This window comes from Pseudomonas sp. UBA7500 (assembly GCF_002478435.1).
GTDB lineage: Bacteria > Pseudomonadota > Gammaproteobacteria > Pseudomonadales > Pseudomonadaceae > Aquipseudomonas > Aquipseudomonas palmensis.
Genome location: NZ_DLNW01000020.1, coordinates 154,215 through 168,709 on the forward strand (window position 1 = coordinate 154,215; position 14,495 = coordinate 168,709).

Below are 14,495 nucleotides of genomic sequence, written 5' to 3' on the forward strand. Positions count from 1 at the left end.
TGGACTGGCCAAGGGGAGGGAAGGGTGAAGAAAATGGAATCAGCCGACCAGAAAACGCCGCGCGCCGGGTTTCAGCAGCGGGTATTTGGCCTGCAGGTAGGGCTTGTCCTGAAGCAGTTGAGCGACATCGAGGGCGACACTGTCCTTGGCTTTGCGCCAGCTGACGTAGCCGCTAGAGAACTCAGCTCGACTGGCATTACCCATGGCCTGCTGCAGAATTTGCTTGAGCTCAGCCTCGCGCTTTTCTTTATCGGCAATCGACTGGCGTACGGCTTTGAGCTCGATGAAGACGGCGCTCAGTCCGGCGTGGTTGCTGAAGTCGATGATCTGGCCGTCATCCTTCGGGTAGAGACAACGTAATGCCGCTTCGGAAGAAGCGGTGCCATTGGCTGGCGGTGGCGTATCGGTCTCCACGTGCTGCCAGAACTTACGCTCCAGTTCGATCAGGCGCGCGATGAGTTGTTCGTCCCTCTCAATTCGATGGACCTCCAGCGTCTGACCGCCAAGCAGCACCGCTACATCTGCAGCCTGCTTGCCCGTGACGGCGAGCTGGTGCATGACCTGCAACACCACATACTCGGGCACGCCTTCCTTCCAAAGGCGTGCCCCGTTTATGCCGGCTGTCTTGCATTCGAGGATCTGTACCTCGTCGGTACCGACGACCTCGCGGTCGATGTTGGCGAGCATCCAAGGCAACTCCGGATCCGGATGCTGCAGTACGGCGTTGGTGCGACGGACCTTGTGTTTGGTGCGCTTGCTGTAGTGCCAGGCCACGATGGGCTCCAGGACATTGCCCCAGTACATCGGGCTTTCTTCATCCTGGGGATCGGCCTTCGGCAGTCCGGTGTCGCGACCGGTCTTCTCCAGCCACAGCTCCAGCTGCGACTTGTATGGATTCAGCCCCACCGCAGCGGCGGCATCAGAACTGCCGATGCCTTGCTTGCGGATCTGCAGCCAGTCCAAGCGCGGCAGCTCCTTGGTGCTGACCAGGCGCAGGGCTGGGCGTTTCTTGCGAGTACTGCCGTTCAATGACATTGCTTTCATGCGGTTCACCTTGAAGACGGAAAAACGCCCGACCAGCACAACACTGACCGAGCGCGAGGGGAGGTGAGGGCGGCTTTAAGCCGCGAGTCGCAGCGCGGCATCCAAGGCGCGTTGCTTGATCTGAGCGCCTTGGCCGAACCACGCCGAGTCCATGCGGTATTCGTTGTTGCGCGCACGGCGCTCGTGGTCGACGTATTCCGTCACAGCGTTGAGCAGACCCCAAGCAGTGCCGCGGGCCGATTCGAGCTGGCTACCGCGACCACGACCTTCATACAGCTCCTGGACTTTGCGCAGGGCGCGCTCGTTCGGTAATACCTCCGGTATTGCACCGGTTGGGCTGGTTTCGCACAGCACGGACATGAAGAATCCCAAAGCCTCGTGCCACTGCACCTTGCGTTCGGCCAGCGTGCGCATTCGGTACATGAAGTCGTCCCATTGCGAGACGGCAATGCCGAGTTGTCTCTTCACGACCTTCGGGTCGAAGCGGGTGTTGTGCGGTACCTTAATCGCCCGGCTGGTGCCATCCAGGGCTATGGTCAGAGTGTTATTGCACACCACCCGCACGGTGGTCGGGGTTGCCGTGGTGGCAAGGGTGCCGTCGCACGCCGTGGCAAGCAGCAGATACCCATTGACTTGGTCGTTGCCCCTGAGCGCGGCGCCTTGTCCGGTACGCGCCAGTGCCCAGAACTTGCGACCACCTTTGAGTACGCCAGCTGTTTCCAGCTCGTATCCGGAAACTTCGGTGAGGTCGCGGTAGAACTCCAAAACTTCCCGAGGCTGCACGGTGTGGTAACGCTGCGATACCACTGATAGCGGCGCCTTGGTGTCTGAGCGGTAGAGCACCTTCTGCTCCGGGAAAGAGTGGATCGCGCCCAGGTGGCCCGTGACCTCTGATTTGAAATGCACGGGGCTTTCGAGGATCTGCCAGTCCATGCCCGCTTCACGTTGCCAAACTTCGATGGGTTGTTTTTGAGTGAGTTGATTGCCCAGACCGTGCCATGGAGTGGCGCTGGCATAGGCCATGGTTTCGACGAGATGTGCCATGTGAATGATTCCTTTGGGAGCAAGAGGGCATAAAGTGCTGCGCGAGGCGCAGCACCGTCCGGACGTTATGAGATGAGGAGAGAGGAGCCGGATCAGGTCGGTAGGTTGAAGCGATGACCGCAGAGCAGACAGAGGTTGTGAGCCAGGACGTGGCGGTCGAGCGACTCTCCGAGCTGAGCGCCGAGCGCGCAGCCGCCTACGCCGCCGGCCAGTCCGCCGAGGATGGCGCCCGACACGGTACCGAGGGTGACGCCGACAGGGCCGAGTTCTCCGCCCGGCAATCGGTAGCGCTGGGACATACCTAGTTACTCGAGTAGGTGGTAGTTACGGCAGCTGAGCGGGTCTTTTGTCGGCCCGCGACAGTTCATGCCCTTGAGTGGTGGATGGCCAGGAAAGAAAACCAGGCCCTCAGCCTCTATCGCAAATGCCAGCCTTGTATGCTCACTTTGTTTAGCTGTGCACCCCACTCAAGCCGCTGGATGGCCTGTGGCGTAACCTTGGATGCTGAGTTGAGGTCGTTGATGCCCCCAAAGCTTAACCCTGGTATCAATCAAGATTAGTGAGAGAAGATTTATGGCCAGGGGCCTCATAGGGACTTTCATGGAGGAGCTTCCGGCCGTATGTCGCGATCGAACCCATTAATAAATCGTAACAATTTGCGTGAGGCGATTACCAACAGGCCAGAGGCGTTTTTTAAGGAGGCAGATCATAATGATGTCCCTCTTGAAGCCGCCGGCTCAACCGTTACCATCACGCCCAAGGTCGGGATCCTAGATCCAATTTCCATTGCACTAAATTAAGGTGGTTTTAATGATCTGGTTTCTACAGGGTCAGGCTTCTCAGCGCGACATCATTCTGGGCGCCTTAGAGGCACTCCCTGCCGGCGTGCGCGTATTCGCATCCCATGGTGGTGACCGGCCGGAAATCACCGGTTTGGCTCACGGCAGCTTCAAGGAGCCTGAAAGCCGCGAAGAGCGCATTGACTGGGTGCTCCGCACTGCAGTCGAGAACTCGATTAAGGTGGTCTTAGCTGGTCGCGTTGGGGGCGCGTATGAGAGCCGTCGTGCGGATTTTGAGCGCGAAGGCATAACGCTTGTTACCGGCGGAATGAGCAAGCGCACTTTTGAGCTGGTTGACGACAAGGCCAATTTTACGGCCGAGGCAGAACGCGCTGGGTTGGCTTGCATCCCCGCTATCACGGTTGGAAACCCAGAGCAGCTGCGCGCGGCTTACGAAACCTTGAGTCCGACTTCAGAGGTTTGCATCAAGCCAGTTGTTGGCATCTATGGACAGGGATTCTGGCGGTTCAAGGCCGGGGTTGACCCACTCCGCTGCTTTGCGAACCCAGATGCTCGCGAAGTCGACTTCGAGACTTATCATCGGATCTACTCGGCCGGGCCAGCTCGTGAGCCGATGCTGGTGATGCCTTACCTCCCAGGGCCAGAGTGCTCTGTAGATATGGTTTGTGAGGGCGGCAAGGCAGTGGCGTATGTCGGTCGCCGGAAAGCCGGAGCGCACCAAACTTTCGAGCGAGACACGCCTGCAACCGATCTGGCTGTCGCCGCGGCTCAGCATTTCGGTTGTGACGGCATCATCAACGTCCAGACCCGCGATGGCGCCGATGGGGTGGCAAGGCTTCTTGAGATCAACCCACGATATTCAGGTGGTGTTGGCTACACCCGTGAAGCTGGTGTCAACCTGGCGGGTATCTTCGCTGCGCGCCGGCTTGGCCTCCCAGAGCCAGAGATTTCTTGGAAGGAAGGGGTGCGAATTCGGGCGATCACTGTTGCCGTTACGACCCCGGCTGGGTGATAGAATGGCCATCATTCTGGTGCCACGTGTACCAGATTCTAGATTTAAAGTTTCTGTCTACTCAGGGAGCGAGACATGCTGACGCCAGGCGCCAATATTGCACTTTCTTCACAAAAAGCATCGTGGACGCTGGAGTCTTCGCAGCAGAATGCTTTTGGCTCGACCGCAGCTGTCGCGCTGATCCCTGTTGATGACAAACGATCCCCAAGGGGGGCTGCCGCGCTCTTTCACATTGAGCAGCCCGCCTGGATGCAATGGAGTGGCAGTCGGGAGCAGGTCGGCTGCTCGCTTCAGCTCGGGAGCCTGCCTGCCGACAGTGATCGCGTTCTGCTGATCGTATACAGATATTCCAACCTCGGGCCGGTTAGCTCTCTTGGCAACCTCAAGCTCAAGGTTGATCAAACGATTTCCTACGACCTGGATACCAGCGCGTTTGGCGAGAGCGCGTTGATATTGGGCGAGTTCTATTCCCGCGGTGGACAATGGAAATTCCGGGCCATGGCAGAAGGCTCACCCTATGGCCTGGCGGCGTTTGGCCGCAGGCTCGGGGTGGAGATTGACGAAGCCAACCCTGACCATCCAGAGGTTGGGAGTCGTGACTCTCGCCCTAATGGCGGTGCAACGGCCGCCACTGGCACTGGCTTTGCTGTGTCCAGCAACGTGCTGCTGACCTGCGCCCATGTGATCGAGGGGATGTCGTCGATTGAGATCAGTTCCTTCAATGGGCGGTACCGAGCTGAGCCAGTGATGGTCGACACTTCAAACGACATTGCATTGCTCCGAGTAGATGGTGTGCCATTGACGCCCGTCCAGTTCGCCGCAACCGGCGGCTGCTCCCTGGGCGACGCAGTGACAGCGATTGGCTTCCCAATGTCGGGATTTGCTGGCGGTGGTGCGCATGTCACTCAGGGCGGCGTCTCCGCCCTGTTCGGACTGCGTAACGACTCGAGCCTCTTGCAGTTCACAGCGGCAATTCAGCCAGGGTCGAGTGGTAGTCCACTGTTCGACTCGCGGGGGAGTGTGGTCGGCATGGTTACTTCAACCGTGCCAGATGCGCAGAACATGAACTTTGCGGTCAAGTCCCATTTGCTCGGCGCCTTCTTAGAAGCATGCCATATCCACATCACAGTCAATGACTCTCATGCAGCGCAGACACCTGCCGATATAACGAGGGGTGTTCAACCGTCGCTTTGGAAAATCGAAGCGCGAAATTAAATGCTGCAGGCCATTGAAATTAAAAGTGCGCACGTTAGGTTCACTACTATCGTCCACGGAACTCCAACATGGAGCATAGTTTAGTGAATCAAGCGTCTACAAAGTTGAGCGTCACGCTGAAACGCGGCGTTCTCGAAGTTGATGTGCATCAGGCTACCATTTCGCCTGAGTCGCTTTTTGGCTTTGCCGAGCGCCGCAATCCGAAACGAGCATTTTTGTTTGTTTCTCGGGTGCTGGGTAAGCACATTCCCGTCAAGCCATCGGTGATGCAGCAATCCTATAAGGCCTTGGCTGCACAAATCCCATCCGACCTGCCAGGCCCTGTACTGGTCATCGGTATGGCAGAGACAGCCGTCGGCCTGGGGGCGGGCGTTCATCGCGCCCTCAGCGAGTCACTAGCTGACACCATGTACATCGTCAGCACCCGCCACCCGGTGGGCGATCAGATCTTTGCTCGTTTTGAAGAAGAGCACAGCCATGCCAGTGCACACTTGATTCATGAGCCGTCCGAACCTCAACTCTCGGAAATGATGCGCAGCGCCAAGTCGCTGGTGCTCGTTGATGATGAGGCCTCGACCGGCCGCACGTTCATCAATCTACACCGCGCCCTTGTGGACGCTGGCCTCAACCAGATCGAGCGCGTTGTCACCTGCGTGCTGACTGACTGGTCTGCAGGCGCTGTATCGAGCAGCATCGGCGAAGCGGCCGCACAGGTATCCCTGCTGAGTGGCGCTTACATCTTCACTGAAGATCCTGAAGCTCCGCTTCCTGAAATGCCGGACACTGGCACCGTGGCCGCTGGAGATTGGGCTGTGAACCCCGAAAACGATTGGGGCCGACTGGGTACCCGTGGGGTAGCAGACACCCTGGGGCTCAACATCGCTGTCCAGCCGGGTGAGCGGGTCATCGTCCTCGGTACCGGTGAGTTCGTTTGGAAGCCCTTCCTGCTGGCTGAACGCCTTGAGCGCGCTGGCGCCGATGTGCATTTCAGCTCGACTACCCGTTCGCCAATTGCACTTGGTCATTCGATTGGGCACGCGCTGAATTTCTCGGACAACTACGGTCTGGGCATCGTCAACTTCCTCTACAACGTGGCACCCGGGCAATTCGATCGAGTGCTGATATGCAGCGAGACGGACGCACAGGCTGTGCCGGCTGCGTTGATTGAAGCTTTGAACGCGGAGGTTATCGTCGATGGCAAATAAGCGCCCGCTGGCCTTGGTCGACCTGGACGACACGCTCTTCCAAACCGCTCGAAAAATGCCTGAGGCCACTTCGCGCTATCCGGCGTCCTTTGACGTTAACGGTGAAGTGAGCGGTTACCAGACCGAGATGCAGAAGCAGTTCCTTGGGTGGCTCCTGGCAACGACTGATGTGGTACCCGTTACTGCGCGCAGTGCCGAGGCCTTCAATCGTGTTCGTCTGGATTTCACTGGCCCTGCTATTTGCTCCCATGGCGGCCTGATTCTTAATCCCGATCGCTCCGTCAATATGGACTGGCGTGGCGTGATGAATGGAATTCTCTCGGCGTTCCAGGACCGCTTGCCCGTGCTGTGTGAGACGGCGTTGCGTATTGGGGACGAGCAAGGTGTATCGCTTCGTGGCTGGGTTGTGGAAGAGGCCGATCAGCGTCACTACGTTGTGGTCAAGCACAACAACGGTTCTGACGCTGACCTGATTCTGGTGCGCAACAAGCTGAGTGAAGCTGGCCTGATTGAAGGCATGCACACTCATTCCAACGGCAACAACCTTGCCCTGTTACCTGCAGGTCTGTCCAAGCGCGTCGCTGTTGAGCACTTCCTCAAGCAGGATCGTGAGTTGAACGGGGAGCGCCCTGTGCTCGGCTTCGGCGACAGCATCACCGATCTGGGCTACATGAACCTCTGCGATTTCTGGTCGACTCCGGCGCGGAGCCAGCTTGCCGCATTGGTGGAGGGCAGCATCCATGCTTAACCCGATCCTGACCTCGATGACTGTTGGTAGCGGTAGTTACTTGCCTGAGGATGTTCATTTCCTGCTGCAGCCAGTGAACATTGGCCTGACCGATGTGCTGGAAAAGGAGCGGCTGATCCAGTCCAAGCAAAAGCACTACTCGGAAATGATCAGCCAGGAAGATGCGCCGTCACAGACTCACATGCAGTTGTTCGAGCGAGCGATGACTCAGAACGGCCTGCGCATGGCGGCGGACGTTCAATCCCTGGCTCTGGCCTTGGAAGAAAGCTATCAGGGTCCGACAATTGCGCTCGTGTCTTTCGTGCGCGCCGGGCTTCCGCTTGGGGTTCTGTTACGCCGTGCATTGATTGACCTGGGCCGCGACGCACATCACTACGGCATCAGCATCGTCCGCGATCGTGGTATCGACACTGTTGCGCTTGAATCTATCATCGCTGCACATGGCGCTGAGAACATCGTCTTCGTCGATGGGTGGACAGGCAAAGGCGCGATCTCCGGTGAGATCAAGAGCAGCCTTGCAGGTGACAGCCGTTTCCCTGAAGACCCGCGATTGGTCGTACTGGCAGACCCGTGCGGCCGAGCCTGGCTCGCAGCCTCGGCCGAAGACTGGATCATCCCATCCGGTATTCTGGGTGCGACCGTATCCGGTTTGGTTTCCCGCTCGATCTGGCCGAGTGATGGTGGGCTGCATGGTTGCGTCGTATACGACCACCTGCGAGAGCACGACGTGACCCGAGCATTCATTGATCGGATCGAAGCAGCTCGAGCTGCCGTCGAGGTAAGTCCGGCTCTGCCGTGGACACCAGATGAGGCAGAGAACCTGCAGATCGATGCACTTGGCGTCGTCAGCCGTCTTTCTGAACGATTTGGTGTGACCAATTTAAATCGCATCAAGCCAGGTATCGCCGAAGCGACTCGCGCTGTGCTGCGCCGTGTCCCAGATCAGGTACTGGTGCGGGACCGCAACGACGCAGACGTCCAACTGCTGATCCATCTGACTGACCGTGCCGGCATCCAGGTACAGCAAGCTGGTGAAGACTTGGGGCCATACCGTGCCGTTACCATCATCCGGGAGGTGAGCTAATGGACCGCATCTCGCCGTGGGCCCTGGGCGCGACGCTCTACATGCCTGCAACTCGAGCCGATATCGTCGATGTGATTTGCGCAGATAAGCAGCCTGGCCTTCGCTCGCTCGTTATCTGCCTAGAGGATGCGGTTGCCTCTACCGATGTTGAGCATGCACTGCAGTCGCTGCGGGCGATCTTGACTGCTATCGGGCCACGAGCTTGCCGCTCTCCGAGAAGTCCGTTGGTTTTCGTACGTCCGCGTGATTCGAAGATGGCGGCTCTACTGAACGAGTGGCCTGAGATCACCGCAGCGCATGGGTTTGTAGTGCCGAAGTTGTCCCTTGCCACCTTGGGTGAGTGGGTCCGAGCAGTTACCAACCCCAACCTGCTGTTGATGCCCACGCTTGAAACCAGCGACGTATACAACCCTGGGGCGATGGGCGAGTTGGGTTGCGCGCTTCGCGCAGAGCTGGGGGATCGAATCCTTGCGTTGCGCATCGGTGGAAATGATCTTATGAGTTGCCTGGGGCTGCGCCGCAACCCGGCAACGACCTTGTATCAGACCCCAATGGGATACGTGATCCCAATGCTGTGCGGGGTCCTTGGGGCAAAAGGTTTTGCTCTTACCGCCCCTGTCTTCGAACAGCTCGCAACACCTCAGCTGCTCGCTGAAGAGCTGGACCTGGACATTGCTCATGGGCTGGTCGGTAAGACAGCGATTCACCCGACTCAGATTGCGCAGATTCATGACGGCTTCCGCGTTCCTCTTGAGGACTACAACTGCGCCAAGCTCATCGTCGATGGTTCTGCGCCTGCTGTCTTCAAGCACAACGATGCGATGGTTGAACCAGCGACCCACTACAACTGGGCCATCAACATCATCGAACGGGTGAAATGGCACGGAGTGAAACCCGCAGAAGCAGGTACAGCGGAGCCAGTTCGCCTGGCTGAGGCAGTTCGATGACCCAGGAAATGATTGAAGCTGGCCCGGCCTCCGGCCAGGTCCTGTCGGTTTTTGACTTCGACGGCACCCTGACGCGGCGAGACAGTTTCGTCCCATTCCTGCTGTTTGCGTTCGGTAAGCGGAAGTTTGCCGCCCGGGTGATACGCATGCTTCCTGCATGCATTCGCTACCTCGGCAAGGGAATGAGTCGCGACGAGCTTAAAGCTGTGCTTGTCGCCACCTTCCTGACTGGTGTTGAGGAGGCTTGGGTAAAGCGGAAGGCTGCGGAATTCAGAAGGGCGTTTTGGGTACGGCTCATGCGGCCGGCCGGCGTACAATCCGTCGCGGCCGAGGTTGCTAGCGGTGCCCTGGTAACAATCTGTTCAGCTTCTCCGCGGATAGTGCTCATGCCATTCGCTCAGGAGCTGGGTATCAGCTTGATTGGGACTGAGCTTGAAGTAGTTGAAGGCAAGCTCACCGGCGCGCTTAGCGGGAGTAACTGCCGCTGCGAAGCAAAGGTACTTCGTCTGGAAGCTGTTTATGGCCCGCTGGCCCAGTACAAGCTACGAGCTTGGGGTGACACCCGCGGGGATCAAGAGCTACTTGCTGCAGCGCAAGAGCCGCACTGGCGGCACTTTCACCCGCGCTGGCAGCGTGGCCGGATGAAGATTGAGAAAATTGGAGCGCGTGTGAACTCGTCGGACGCGACCACAAATTCAGTTACGGGTGTCTCCTCTGGCACCCAGCAGCACGATGACCAACAAGGAGCGTAACGATGGCACTTACCCTTTCGAAGAATCAGTCCATTTCTCTGGAGAAGACCGCAGGCTCGGGTCTGTCCAAGGTAACCCTGGGTCTGGGTTGGGATCCAGTGAAAGCTACTGGTCTTTTCGGCAAGATTTTCGGTGGTGGCGGTGGAGAGATCGACCTCGACGCGTCGTGCATCATGCTGGATGGCGACCTGAAGCCGGTCGACCTGGTGTGGTTCCGCCAGTTGACATCCAAAGATGGTTCAATCCAGCATTCTGGTGACAACCGCACTGGTGAAGGTGAGGGTGATGATGAGTCGATCACCGTAAACCTGAGCAACGTTCCTGCATCGGTTAAGCACCTGGTGTTTACGACTAACAGCTTCACTGGGCAGAACTTCTCTCGCATCCAGAATGCGTACTGCCGCATCGTCAATGACGGAAATAAACAGGAGTTGGCGCGTTTCAACCTCAGTGACCAGGGTGAGCACACTGGCGTGGTCATGGCCAACCTGTCGCGCGGCGCTTCTGGTTGGGAGTTCAAAGCAATCGGTAAGACTACCCATGGCCGTACTGCTGACGACTTGGTGAACCTGGCCGTTCAGGCGGTGCGCGCATGACAACCTTGGTCCCAGGTGGTAACGCACCGGTAGCGACCGGGAGCCTGCGGGTGGAGGTGGGCTATTCGCCCATTCCAGGTGCAGACATTGATGTGTCTGCATTTGCACTGACCGCAACTGGAAAAGTCCGTGGCGACAATGACATGTGCTTCTACGGCCAGCCCAGTGTACTGGGTGGGTCGGTGCAGCTAGTTGATACGGCTGCTGGCCGCGCCGTGTTCACCGTTGACCTCAGCCGGCTGGACGCAGCTATCGAAAAGATCGCGCTGACGGCGACCATCTACGAGAACAAAGCCAGCTTCGACCGTGTACCGATGCTTGTGGTCACTGTGTCTGGCGGCATTGAGACCCAGATCCCGACTTCGGGTATGAAGGAAACCGCGCTCATTCTTGGCGAGTTCTACCGTCGCCAGGGTGCGTGGAAATTCCGATGTGTCGCTCAAGGTTTTGCCGGTGGCCTTGCACCACTGGCAACCCACTTTGGTGTCGACATTGCGGCCCCGGCCCCGACCCCGACGCCAGCTCCAAGTGCTGCGCCGGCACCTGCTCCAGCGCCTACGCCAGCCCCGCCCCCAGCTCCAAAGTCGACTATCAGCCTGAGTAAGGTAACCCTCGACAAGACTCGCTCCTCGATCAGTCTGGAAAAAACAGCTGCTGGGTTCGGTGAAATCCGAGTGAACCTGAACTGGAACCAAGGCAAGTCTGGCGGCTTCTTCAGTCGTAGCAAGTCTATCGACCTCGACGTTGGTTGTTTGTTTGAGTTGCAGGACGGTCACAAGGGCGTGGTTCAGGCGTTGGGCAATGCTTTTGGCGACCTTGAAGACGAACCCTACATTCAACTCATGGGTGATGACCGAACTGGCTCCGTATCCGGCGGCGAGTGGATTCACATCAACGGTAAGAAGTGGAGCCAGATCAAGCGTATCTTGGTTTACGCCTTTATCTACGAAGGTGCTCCTAACTGGGGACAGACCGATGGTGTGGTGACCATCTTCATCCCTGGCCAGCCAGAGATCGAAGTGCGGTTGAACGAGGAGGGAGGGAACCTAGGATGTTGCGCCATCGCTCTCCTTGAAAACGACAACGGCGCCGTTAAGGTGTCTCGCAGGGTTGACTTCCATAGAAGCCAGGAGCCCATGGATAAGGCCTACCGCTGGGGCATGCGTTGGAGCGCAGGGTCCAAGTAATCCACCACTGGCGGGGCCTAAGGCTCCGCCATTTTTGAGGTATGAACATGCTCAGTTGGTTGAAAGCAAAAGGTGCGCAAGCACGCGAGACACTTACTGCCGAGGTCGGCAAGCATAAGAATCGCAAGTTCATGGAAGCCACTGCCAACGGTTGCGCCATGGTAGCTGTGGCCAGCAACGGCGCAGGTCCAGAAGAAAAGCAGAAGATGATCGGCTTCATCAACAACTCTCCCGAGTTGAAGGTGTTCAGCCTGACTGACGTTCTCGCGGTCTTTAACGACGCGATGAGCAAATTCGAGTTTGACCCTCAGATCGGTCAAGCCGAGGCGCTGAAGGTCATTGGCCGGATCAAAGACAACGAAGGGGCGGCACGCCTTCTCGTTCGCGTTACCTGCTCCGTCGGCGCATCCGATGGTGACTTTGATGAAAAGGAAAAGGCGGCTTGCCGTCTGATCTGCCTGGAGCTGGGTCTGTCCCCAGCTGATTTCGAACTTTAAGGTATTGACCTGTGGAAGTTACCCATATCGGTTTCCCCCCGCTGACCATGATGGTTTTCGTCGGCATCGCCGTAGGCGCTCTGCTGCTCGACATGGTTACACATCGCGGCGACAAGCCGGTCTCGCTGGCAAAAGCGTCCGTCTGGTCCGTCTTCTGGATAGCAATATCCCTCACGTTTGCAGGGTTCTTGTACGTCCAGCACGGCCCTGAAGTCGCCAGTCTGTTCGTCACCGGCTATGCCCTTGAGAAGGTTCTCAGCGTCGACAACCTGTTCGTGTTCATGGCCATCTTTGCTTGGTTCAAAGTGCCTGATGGTCTGCGCCACCGCGTGCTCTACTGGGGCATCATCGGCGCTATCGTCTTCCGCGGTATTTTTGTTGCGATCGGTACCGGCCTTCTGGCGTTCGGCCCTTGGGTGGAAATCGTATTCGCACTGATCGTGGCCTGGACCGCCGTCATGATGCTCCGTAGCGGTGGTGATGATGAGGAGGAGGAAGACTACTCCAAGCACATTGCCTATCGATTCGCCAAGAAGCTGTTCCCGGTATGGCCAAAGCTGCACGGCAATCAGTTCTTCGTTAGCCGTAAGGTTCTCGAAGGCGAGCTGCTCAAGCCTGAGAACAAGGGCATGAGCCTGGCTGCAAAGGGTGGTCTGTTTGCAACGCCGCTCTTCCTGTGCCTGGTCGTGGCTGAAGTGTCCGATGTGCTTTTCGCCTTCGACTCCGTGCCGGCCGTAATCGCAGTAAGCCGTGAGCCCCTGATCGTGTACTCCGCTATGCTGTTCGCCATTCTGGGCCTGCGTACCATGTACTTCGTACTCGAGGCCCTGAAGCGCTACCTGGTGCACCTGGAGAAAGCTGTCATTGCGCTGCTGTTCTTCATCGCGGTAAAACTGGGCCTCAACGCCACAGACCATATGTTCCACCATGGCTTCAAGATCGATCCTAACACCAGCCTCCTCATTGTGATGGTGGTGTTGGTCATCGGCATCGTTGCAAGTGTGATTTTCCCCGAAAAGGAAGACACTCAAGCAGAATCCAACTGAATCACTCGTACCCTAACAAGGAGTTTAAGAAATGGCTTTGACCCTGCAGAAAGGCGGCAACCTGTCCCTGACCAAAACTGACCCGTCGCTGACCAAGATCATCGTCGGCCTGGGCTGGGACCCGCGTTCGACCGATGGCACCGAGTTCGACCTCGACGCCAGTGCATTCCTGCTGGCTGCCAATGGCAAGGTTCGCGGTGAAGCAGACTTCATCTTCTACAACCAGCTGAAAAGCCAAGACGGGTCGATCGAGCACACCGGCGACAACCGTACTGGCGCTGGCGACGGCGATGACGAAGTACTGAAGGTCGACCTGAGCCGCGTGCCAGCGGACATCGACAAGATCGCGTTCACCGTTACCATCCATGATGCCGATGCTCGCAAGCAGAACTTCGGCCAGGTTGGCGGTTCGTTCATCCGTATCGCCAACGATGTGACCGGTGCTGAGGTCGTACGTTACGACCTGGCCGAAGACGCATCGACCGAAACCGCGATGATCTTCGCTGAGCTGTACCGTAACAACGGCGAGTGGAAATTCCGTGCTGTTGGCCAGGGTTACTCTGGTGGCCTGAAGGCGCTCGCCAACTCGTATGGCATGAACTTCTAAGATCCGTTGCCTCTCGTTAGCAGCAATCTTTCTGCTAACGAGATTAACTTACAAATAGGAATAGCTCTCATGGCAGTGTCGTTGACCAAAGGTAGCAACGTATCTCTTTCTAAAGAAGCACCAGGCCTCACCGAAGTAGTCGTAGGTCTGGGCTGGGACCCTCGCGTGACTGACGGCACCGAGTTCGACCTCGATGCCTCGATCTTCATCACCGGCGAAAACGGCAAAGTCCTGAACGACTCCAGCTTCATCTTCTACAACAACAAAACCTCGCAAGACGGTTCTGTTGAGCACCTGGGCGACAACCGTTCCGGCGCTGGTGAAGGCGACGACGAGCAGGTCAACGTCAAACTGACCGGCCTGGCTGCAGATGTCAAAAAGCTGGTCTTCGCGGTCACCATCCACGATGCCGAAAGCCGCAAGCAGAGCTTCGGCCAAGTGGGCAACGCCTACATCCGCGTCGTCAACAAGGCTGACGGTAAAGAGCTGGCGCGCTACGACCTGAGCGAAGATGCCTCGACTGAAACCGCGATGATCTTCGGCGAGCTGTACCGTCACAACGACGAGTTCAAGTTCAAGGCGATCGGCCAAGGTTTTGCCGGCGGCCTGAAGCCGTTGGCTGAGTCCCATGGCGTTTCGATCGGCTAATTTGAGCCTGTTGGAAAAGCCCCTGCTTACACGGCAGGGGCTTTTTTTGTGTGCGCCAGGCAT

The 14,495-nt window shown here is 57.8% G+C and carries 15 protein-coding genes and 1 pseudogene; 13 read left to right on the forward strand and 3 right to left on the reverse strand.

Going from position 1 to position 14,495, the window contains the following annotated elements:
- Positions 1-39: 39 nt before the first annotated feature.
- The 3 genes and pseudogenes from B4I46_RS09950 to B4I46_RS09960 form a co-directional block, all read right to left on the reverse strand.
- Positions 40-1,044 (reverse strand): YqaJ viral recombinase family protein, encoded by a 1,005-nt coding sequence (locus tag B4I46_RS09950; protein ID WP_046785938.1) that lies wholly within the window; start codon positions 1,042-1,044, stop codon positions 40-42.
- 75 nt (positions 1,045-1,119) lie between these two features.
- Positions 1,120-2,088 (reverse strand): DUF932 domain-containing protein, encoded by a 969-nt coding sequence (locus B4I46_RS09955; protein ID WP_286899943.1) that lies wholly within the window; start codon positions 2,086-2,088, stop codon positions 1,120-1,122.
- 92 nt (positions 2,089-2,180) lie between these two features.
- Positions 2,181-2,363: pseudogene (locus B4I46_RS09960) on the reverse strand (hypothetical protein); the annotation flags it as partial.
- A gap of 535 nt (positions 2,364-2,898) precedes the next feature.
- Here B4I46_RS09960 and B4I46_RS09965 point away from each other — a divergent pair.
- The 13 genes from B4I46_RS09965 to B4I46_RS10025 all read left to right on the forward strand — a co-directional run bounded on the left by B4I46_RS09965 (position 2,899) and on the right by B4I46_RS10025 (position 14,432).
- Positions 2,899-3,900, forward strand: coding sequence for an ATP-grasp domain-containing protein (locus B4I46_RS09965; RefSeq protein WP_286899945.1), 1,002 nt, complete (start codon positions 2,899-2,901; stop codon positions 3,898-3,900).
- A 75-nt stretch (positions 3,901-3,975) separates the two neighbouring features.
- Complete coding sequence (locus B4I46_RS09970) at positions 3,976-5,115, forward strand: trypsin-like peptidase domain-containing protein (protein WP_286899946.1); 1,140 nt, start codon at positions 3,976-3,978, stop codon at positions 5,113-5,115.
- 68 nt (positions 5,116-5,183) lie between these two features.
- Positions 5,184-6,320 carry a phosphoribosyltransferase domain-containing protein gene (locus B4I46_RS09975; RefSeq protein WP_286899949.1) on the forward strand — a complete coding sequence of 379 codons (1,137 nt, stop codon included), beginning with the start codon at positions 5,184-5,186 and terminating at the stop codon, positions 6,318-6,320.
- Positions 6,310-7,068 carry a trehalose phosphatase gene (locus B4I46_RS09980; protein WP_286899951.1) on the forward strand — a complete coding sequence of 253 codons (759 nt, stop codon included), beginning with the start codon at positions 6,310-6,312 and terminating at the stop codon, positions 7,066-7,068. Before B4I46_RS09975 ends, B4I46_RS09980 begins: the two co-directional genes overlap by 11 nt.
- Complete coding sequence (locus B4I46_RS09985; RefSeq protein WP_286899952.1) at positions 7,061-8,152, forward strand: cysteine protease StiP domain-containing protein; 1,092 nt, start codon at positions 7,061-7,063, stop codon at positions 8,150-8,152. The genes B4I46_RS09980 and B4I46_RS09985 overlap by 8 nt, the downstream gene beginning before the upstream one ends.
- A complete protein-coding gene (locus tag B4I46_RS09990; protein WP_286899954.1) occupies positions 8,152-9,099 on the forward strand; it encodes an HpcH/HpaI aldolase/citrate lyase family protein in 948 nt (315 codons plus the stop codon). Before B4I46_RS09985 ends, B4I46_RS09990 begins: the two co-directional genes overlap by 1 nt.
- Positions 9,096-9,851, forward strand: a complete 756-nt coding sequence (locus tag B4I46_RS09995) for an HAD-IB family hydrolase (RefSeq protein WP_084858334.1) — start codon at positions 9,096-9,098, stop codon at positions 9,849-9,851. The genes B4I46_RS09990 and B4I46_RS09995 overlap by 4 nt, the downstream gene beginning before the upstream one ends.
- A 2-nt stretch (positions 9,852-9,853) precedes the next feature.
- Positions 9,854-10,447, forward strand: coding sequence for a TerD family protein (locus tag B4I46_RS10000; RefSeq protein WP_286899958.1), 594 nt, complete (start codon positions 9,854-9,856; stop codon positions 10,445-10,447).
- The gene (locus B4I46_RS10005) at positions 10,444-11,634 is read left to right on the forward strand and encodes a TerD family protein (protein ID WP_286899960.1); all 1,191 of its coding nucleotides are present in this window, start codon (positions 10,444-10,446) and stop codon (positions 11,632-11,634) included. The genes B4I46_RS10000 and B4I46_RS10005 overlap by 4 nt, the downstream gene beginning before the upstream one ends.
- 47 nt (positions 11,635-11,681) lie before the next feature.
- Positions 11,682-12,131 (forward strand): tellurite resistance TerB family protein, encoded by a 450-nt coding sequence (locus B4I46_RS10010; RefSeq protein WP_084851956.1) that lies wholly within the window; start codon positions 11,682-11,684, stop codon positions 12,129-12,131.
- A gap of 11 nt (positions 12,132-12,142) precedes the next feature.
- On the forward strand, positions 12,143-13,177 hold the full coding sequence (locus B4I46_RS10015; protein WP_286899964.1) for a TerC/Alx family metal homeostasis membrane protein: 1,035 nt from the start codon (positions 12,143-12,145) through the stop codon (positions 13,175-13,177).
- Between the two features lie 31 nt (positions 13,178-13,208).
- On the forward strand, positions 13,209-13,784 hold the full coding sequence (locus tag B4I46_RS10020) for a TerD family protein (RefSeq protein WP_286899965.1): 576 nt from the start codon (positions 13,209-13,211) through the stop codon (positions 13,782-13,784).
- A gap of 69 nt (positions 13,785-13,853) precedes the next feature.
- Positions 13,854-14,432: a TerD family protein gene (locus B4I46_RS10025; protein WP_286899967.1), complete on the forward strand. Its 579-nt coding sequence runs from the start codon at positions 13,854-13,856 to the stop codon at positions 14,430-14,432.
- The last annotated feature ends 63 nt before the right edge of the window (positions 14,433-14,495 follow it).

Excerpts from the sequence above, each read along its gene's own strand:
- B4I46_RS10010 (WP_084851956.1), top strand. The coding sequence starts at position 11,682 with ATGCTCAGTTGGTTGAAAGCAAAAGGTGCGCAAGCACGCGAGACACTT.
- B4I46_RS09950 (WP_046785938.1), bottom strand. The coding sequence starts at position 1,044 with ATGAAAGCAATGTCATTGAACGGCAGTACTCGCAAGAAACGCCCAGCC.
- B4I46_RS10020 (WP_286899965.1), top strand. The coding sequence starts at position 13,209 with ATGGCTTTGACCCTGCAGAAAGGCGGCAACCTGTCCCTGACCAAAACT.
- B4I46_RS09985 (WP_286899952.1), top strand. The coding sequence starts at position 7,061 with ATGCTTAACCCGATCCTGACCTCGATGACTGTTGGTAGCGGTAGTTAC.
- B4I46_RS10025 (WP_286899967.1), top strand. The coding sequence starts at position 13,854 with ATGGCAGTGTCGTTGACCAAAGGTAGCAACGTATCTCTTTCTAAAGAA.
- B4I46_RS09955 (WP_286899943.1), bottom strand. The coding sequence starts at position 2,088 with ATGGCACATCTCGTCGAAACCATGGCCTATGCCAGCGCCACTCCATGG.
- B4I46_RS09995 (WP_084858334.1), top strand. The coding sequence starts at position 9,096 with ATGACCCAGGAAATGATTGAAGCTGGCCCGGCCTCCGGCCAGGTCCTG.
- B4I46_RS09970 (WP_286899946.1), top strand. The coding sequence starts at position 3,976 with ATGCTGACGCCAGGCGCCAATATTGCACTTTCTTCACAAAAAGCATCG.
- B4I46_RS09965 (WP_286899945.1), top strand. The coding sequence starts at position 2,899 with ATGATCTGGTTTCTACAGGGTCAGGCTTCTCAGCGCGACATCATTCTG.
- B4I46_RS09980 (WP_286899951.1), top strand. The coding sequence starts at position 6,310 with ATGGCAAATAAGCGCCCGCTGGCCTTGGTCGACCTGGACGACACGCTC.
- B4I46_RS10005 (WP_286899960.1), top strand. The coding sequence starts at position 10,444 with ATGACAACCTTGGTCCCAGGTGGTAACGCACCGGTAGCGACCGGGAGC.
- B4I46_RS09975 (WP_286899949.1), top strand. The coding sequence starts at position 5,184 with ATGGAGCATAGTTTAGTGAATCAAGCGTCTACAAAGTTGAGCGTCACG.
- B4I46_RS09990 (WP_286899954.1), top strand. The coding sequence starts at position 8,152 with ATGGACCGCATCTCGCCGTGGGCCCTGGGCGCGACGCTCTACATGCCT.
- B4I46_RS10000 (WP_286899958.1), top strand. The coding sequence starts at position 9,854 with ATGGCACTTACCCTTTCGAAGAATCAGTCCATTTCTCTGGAGAAGACC.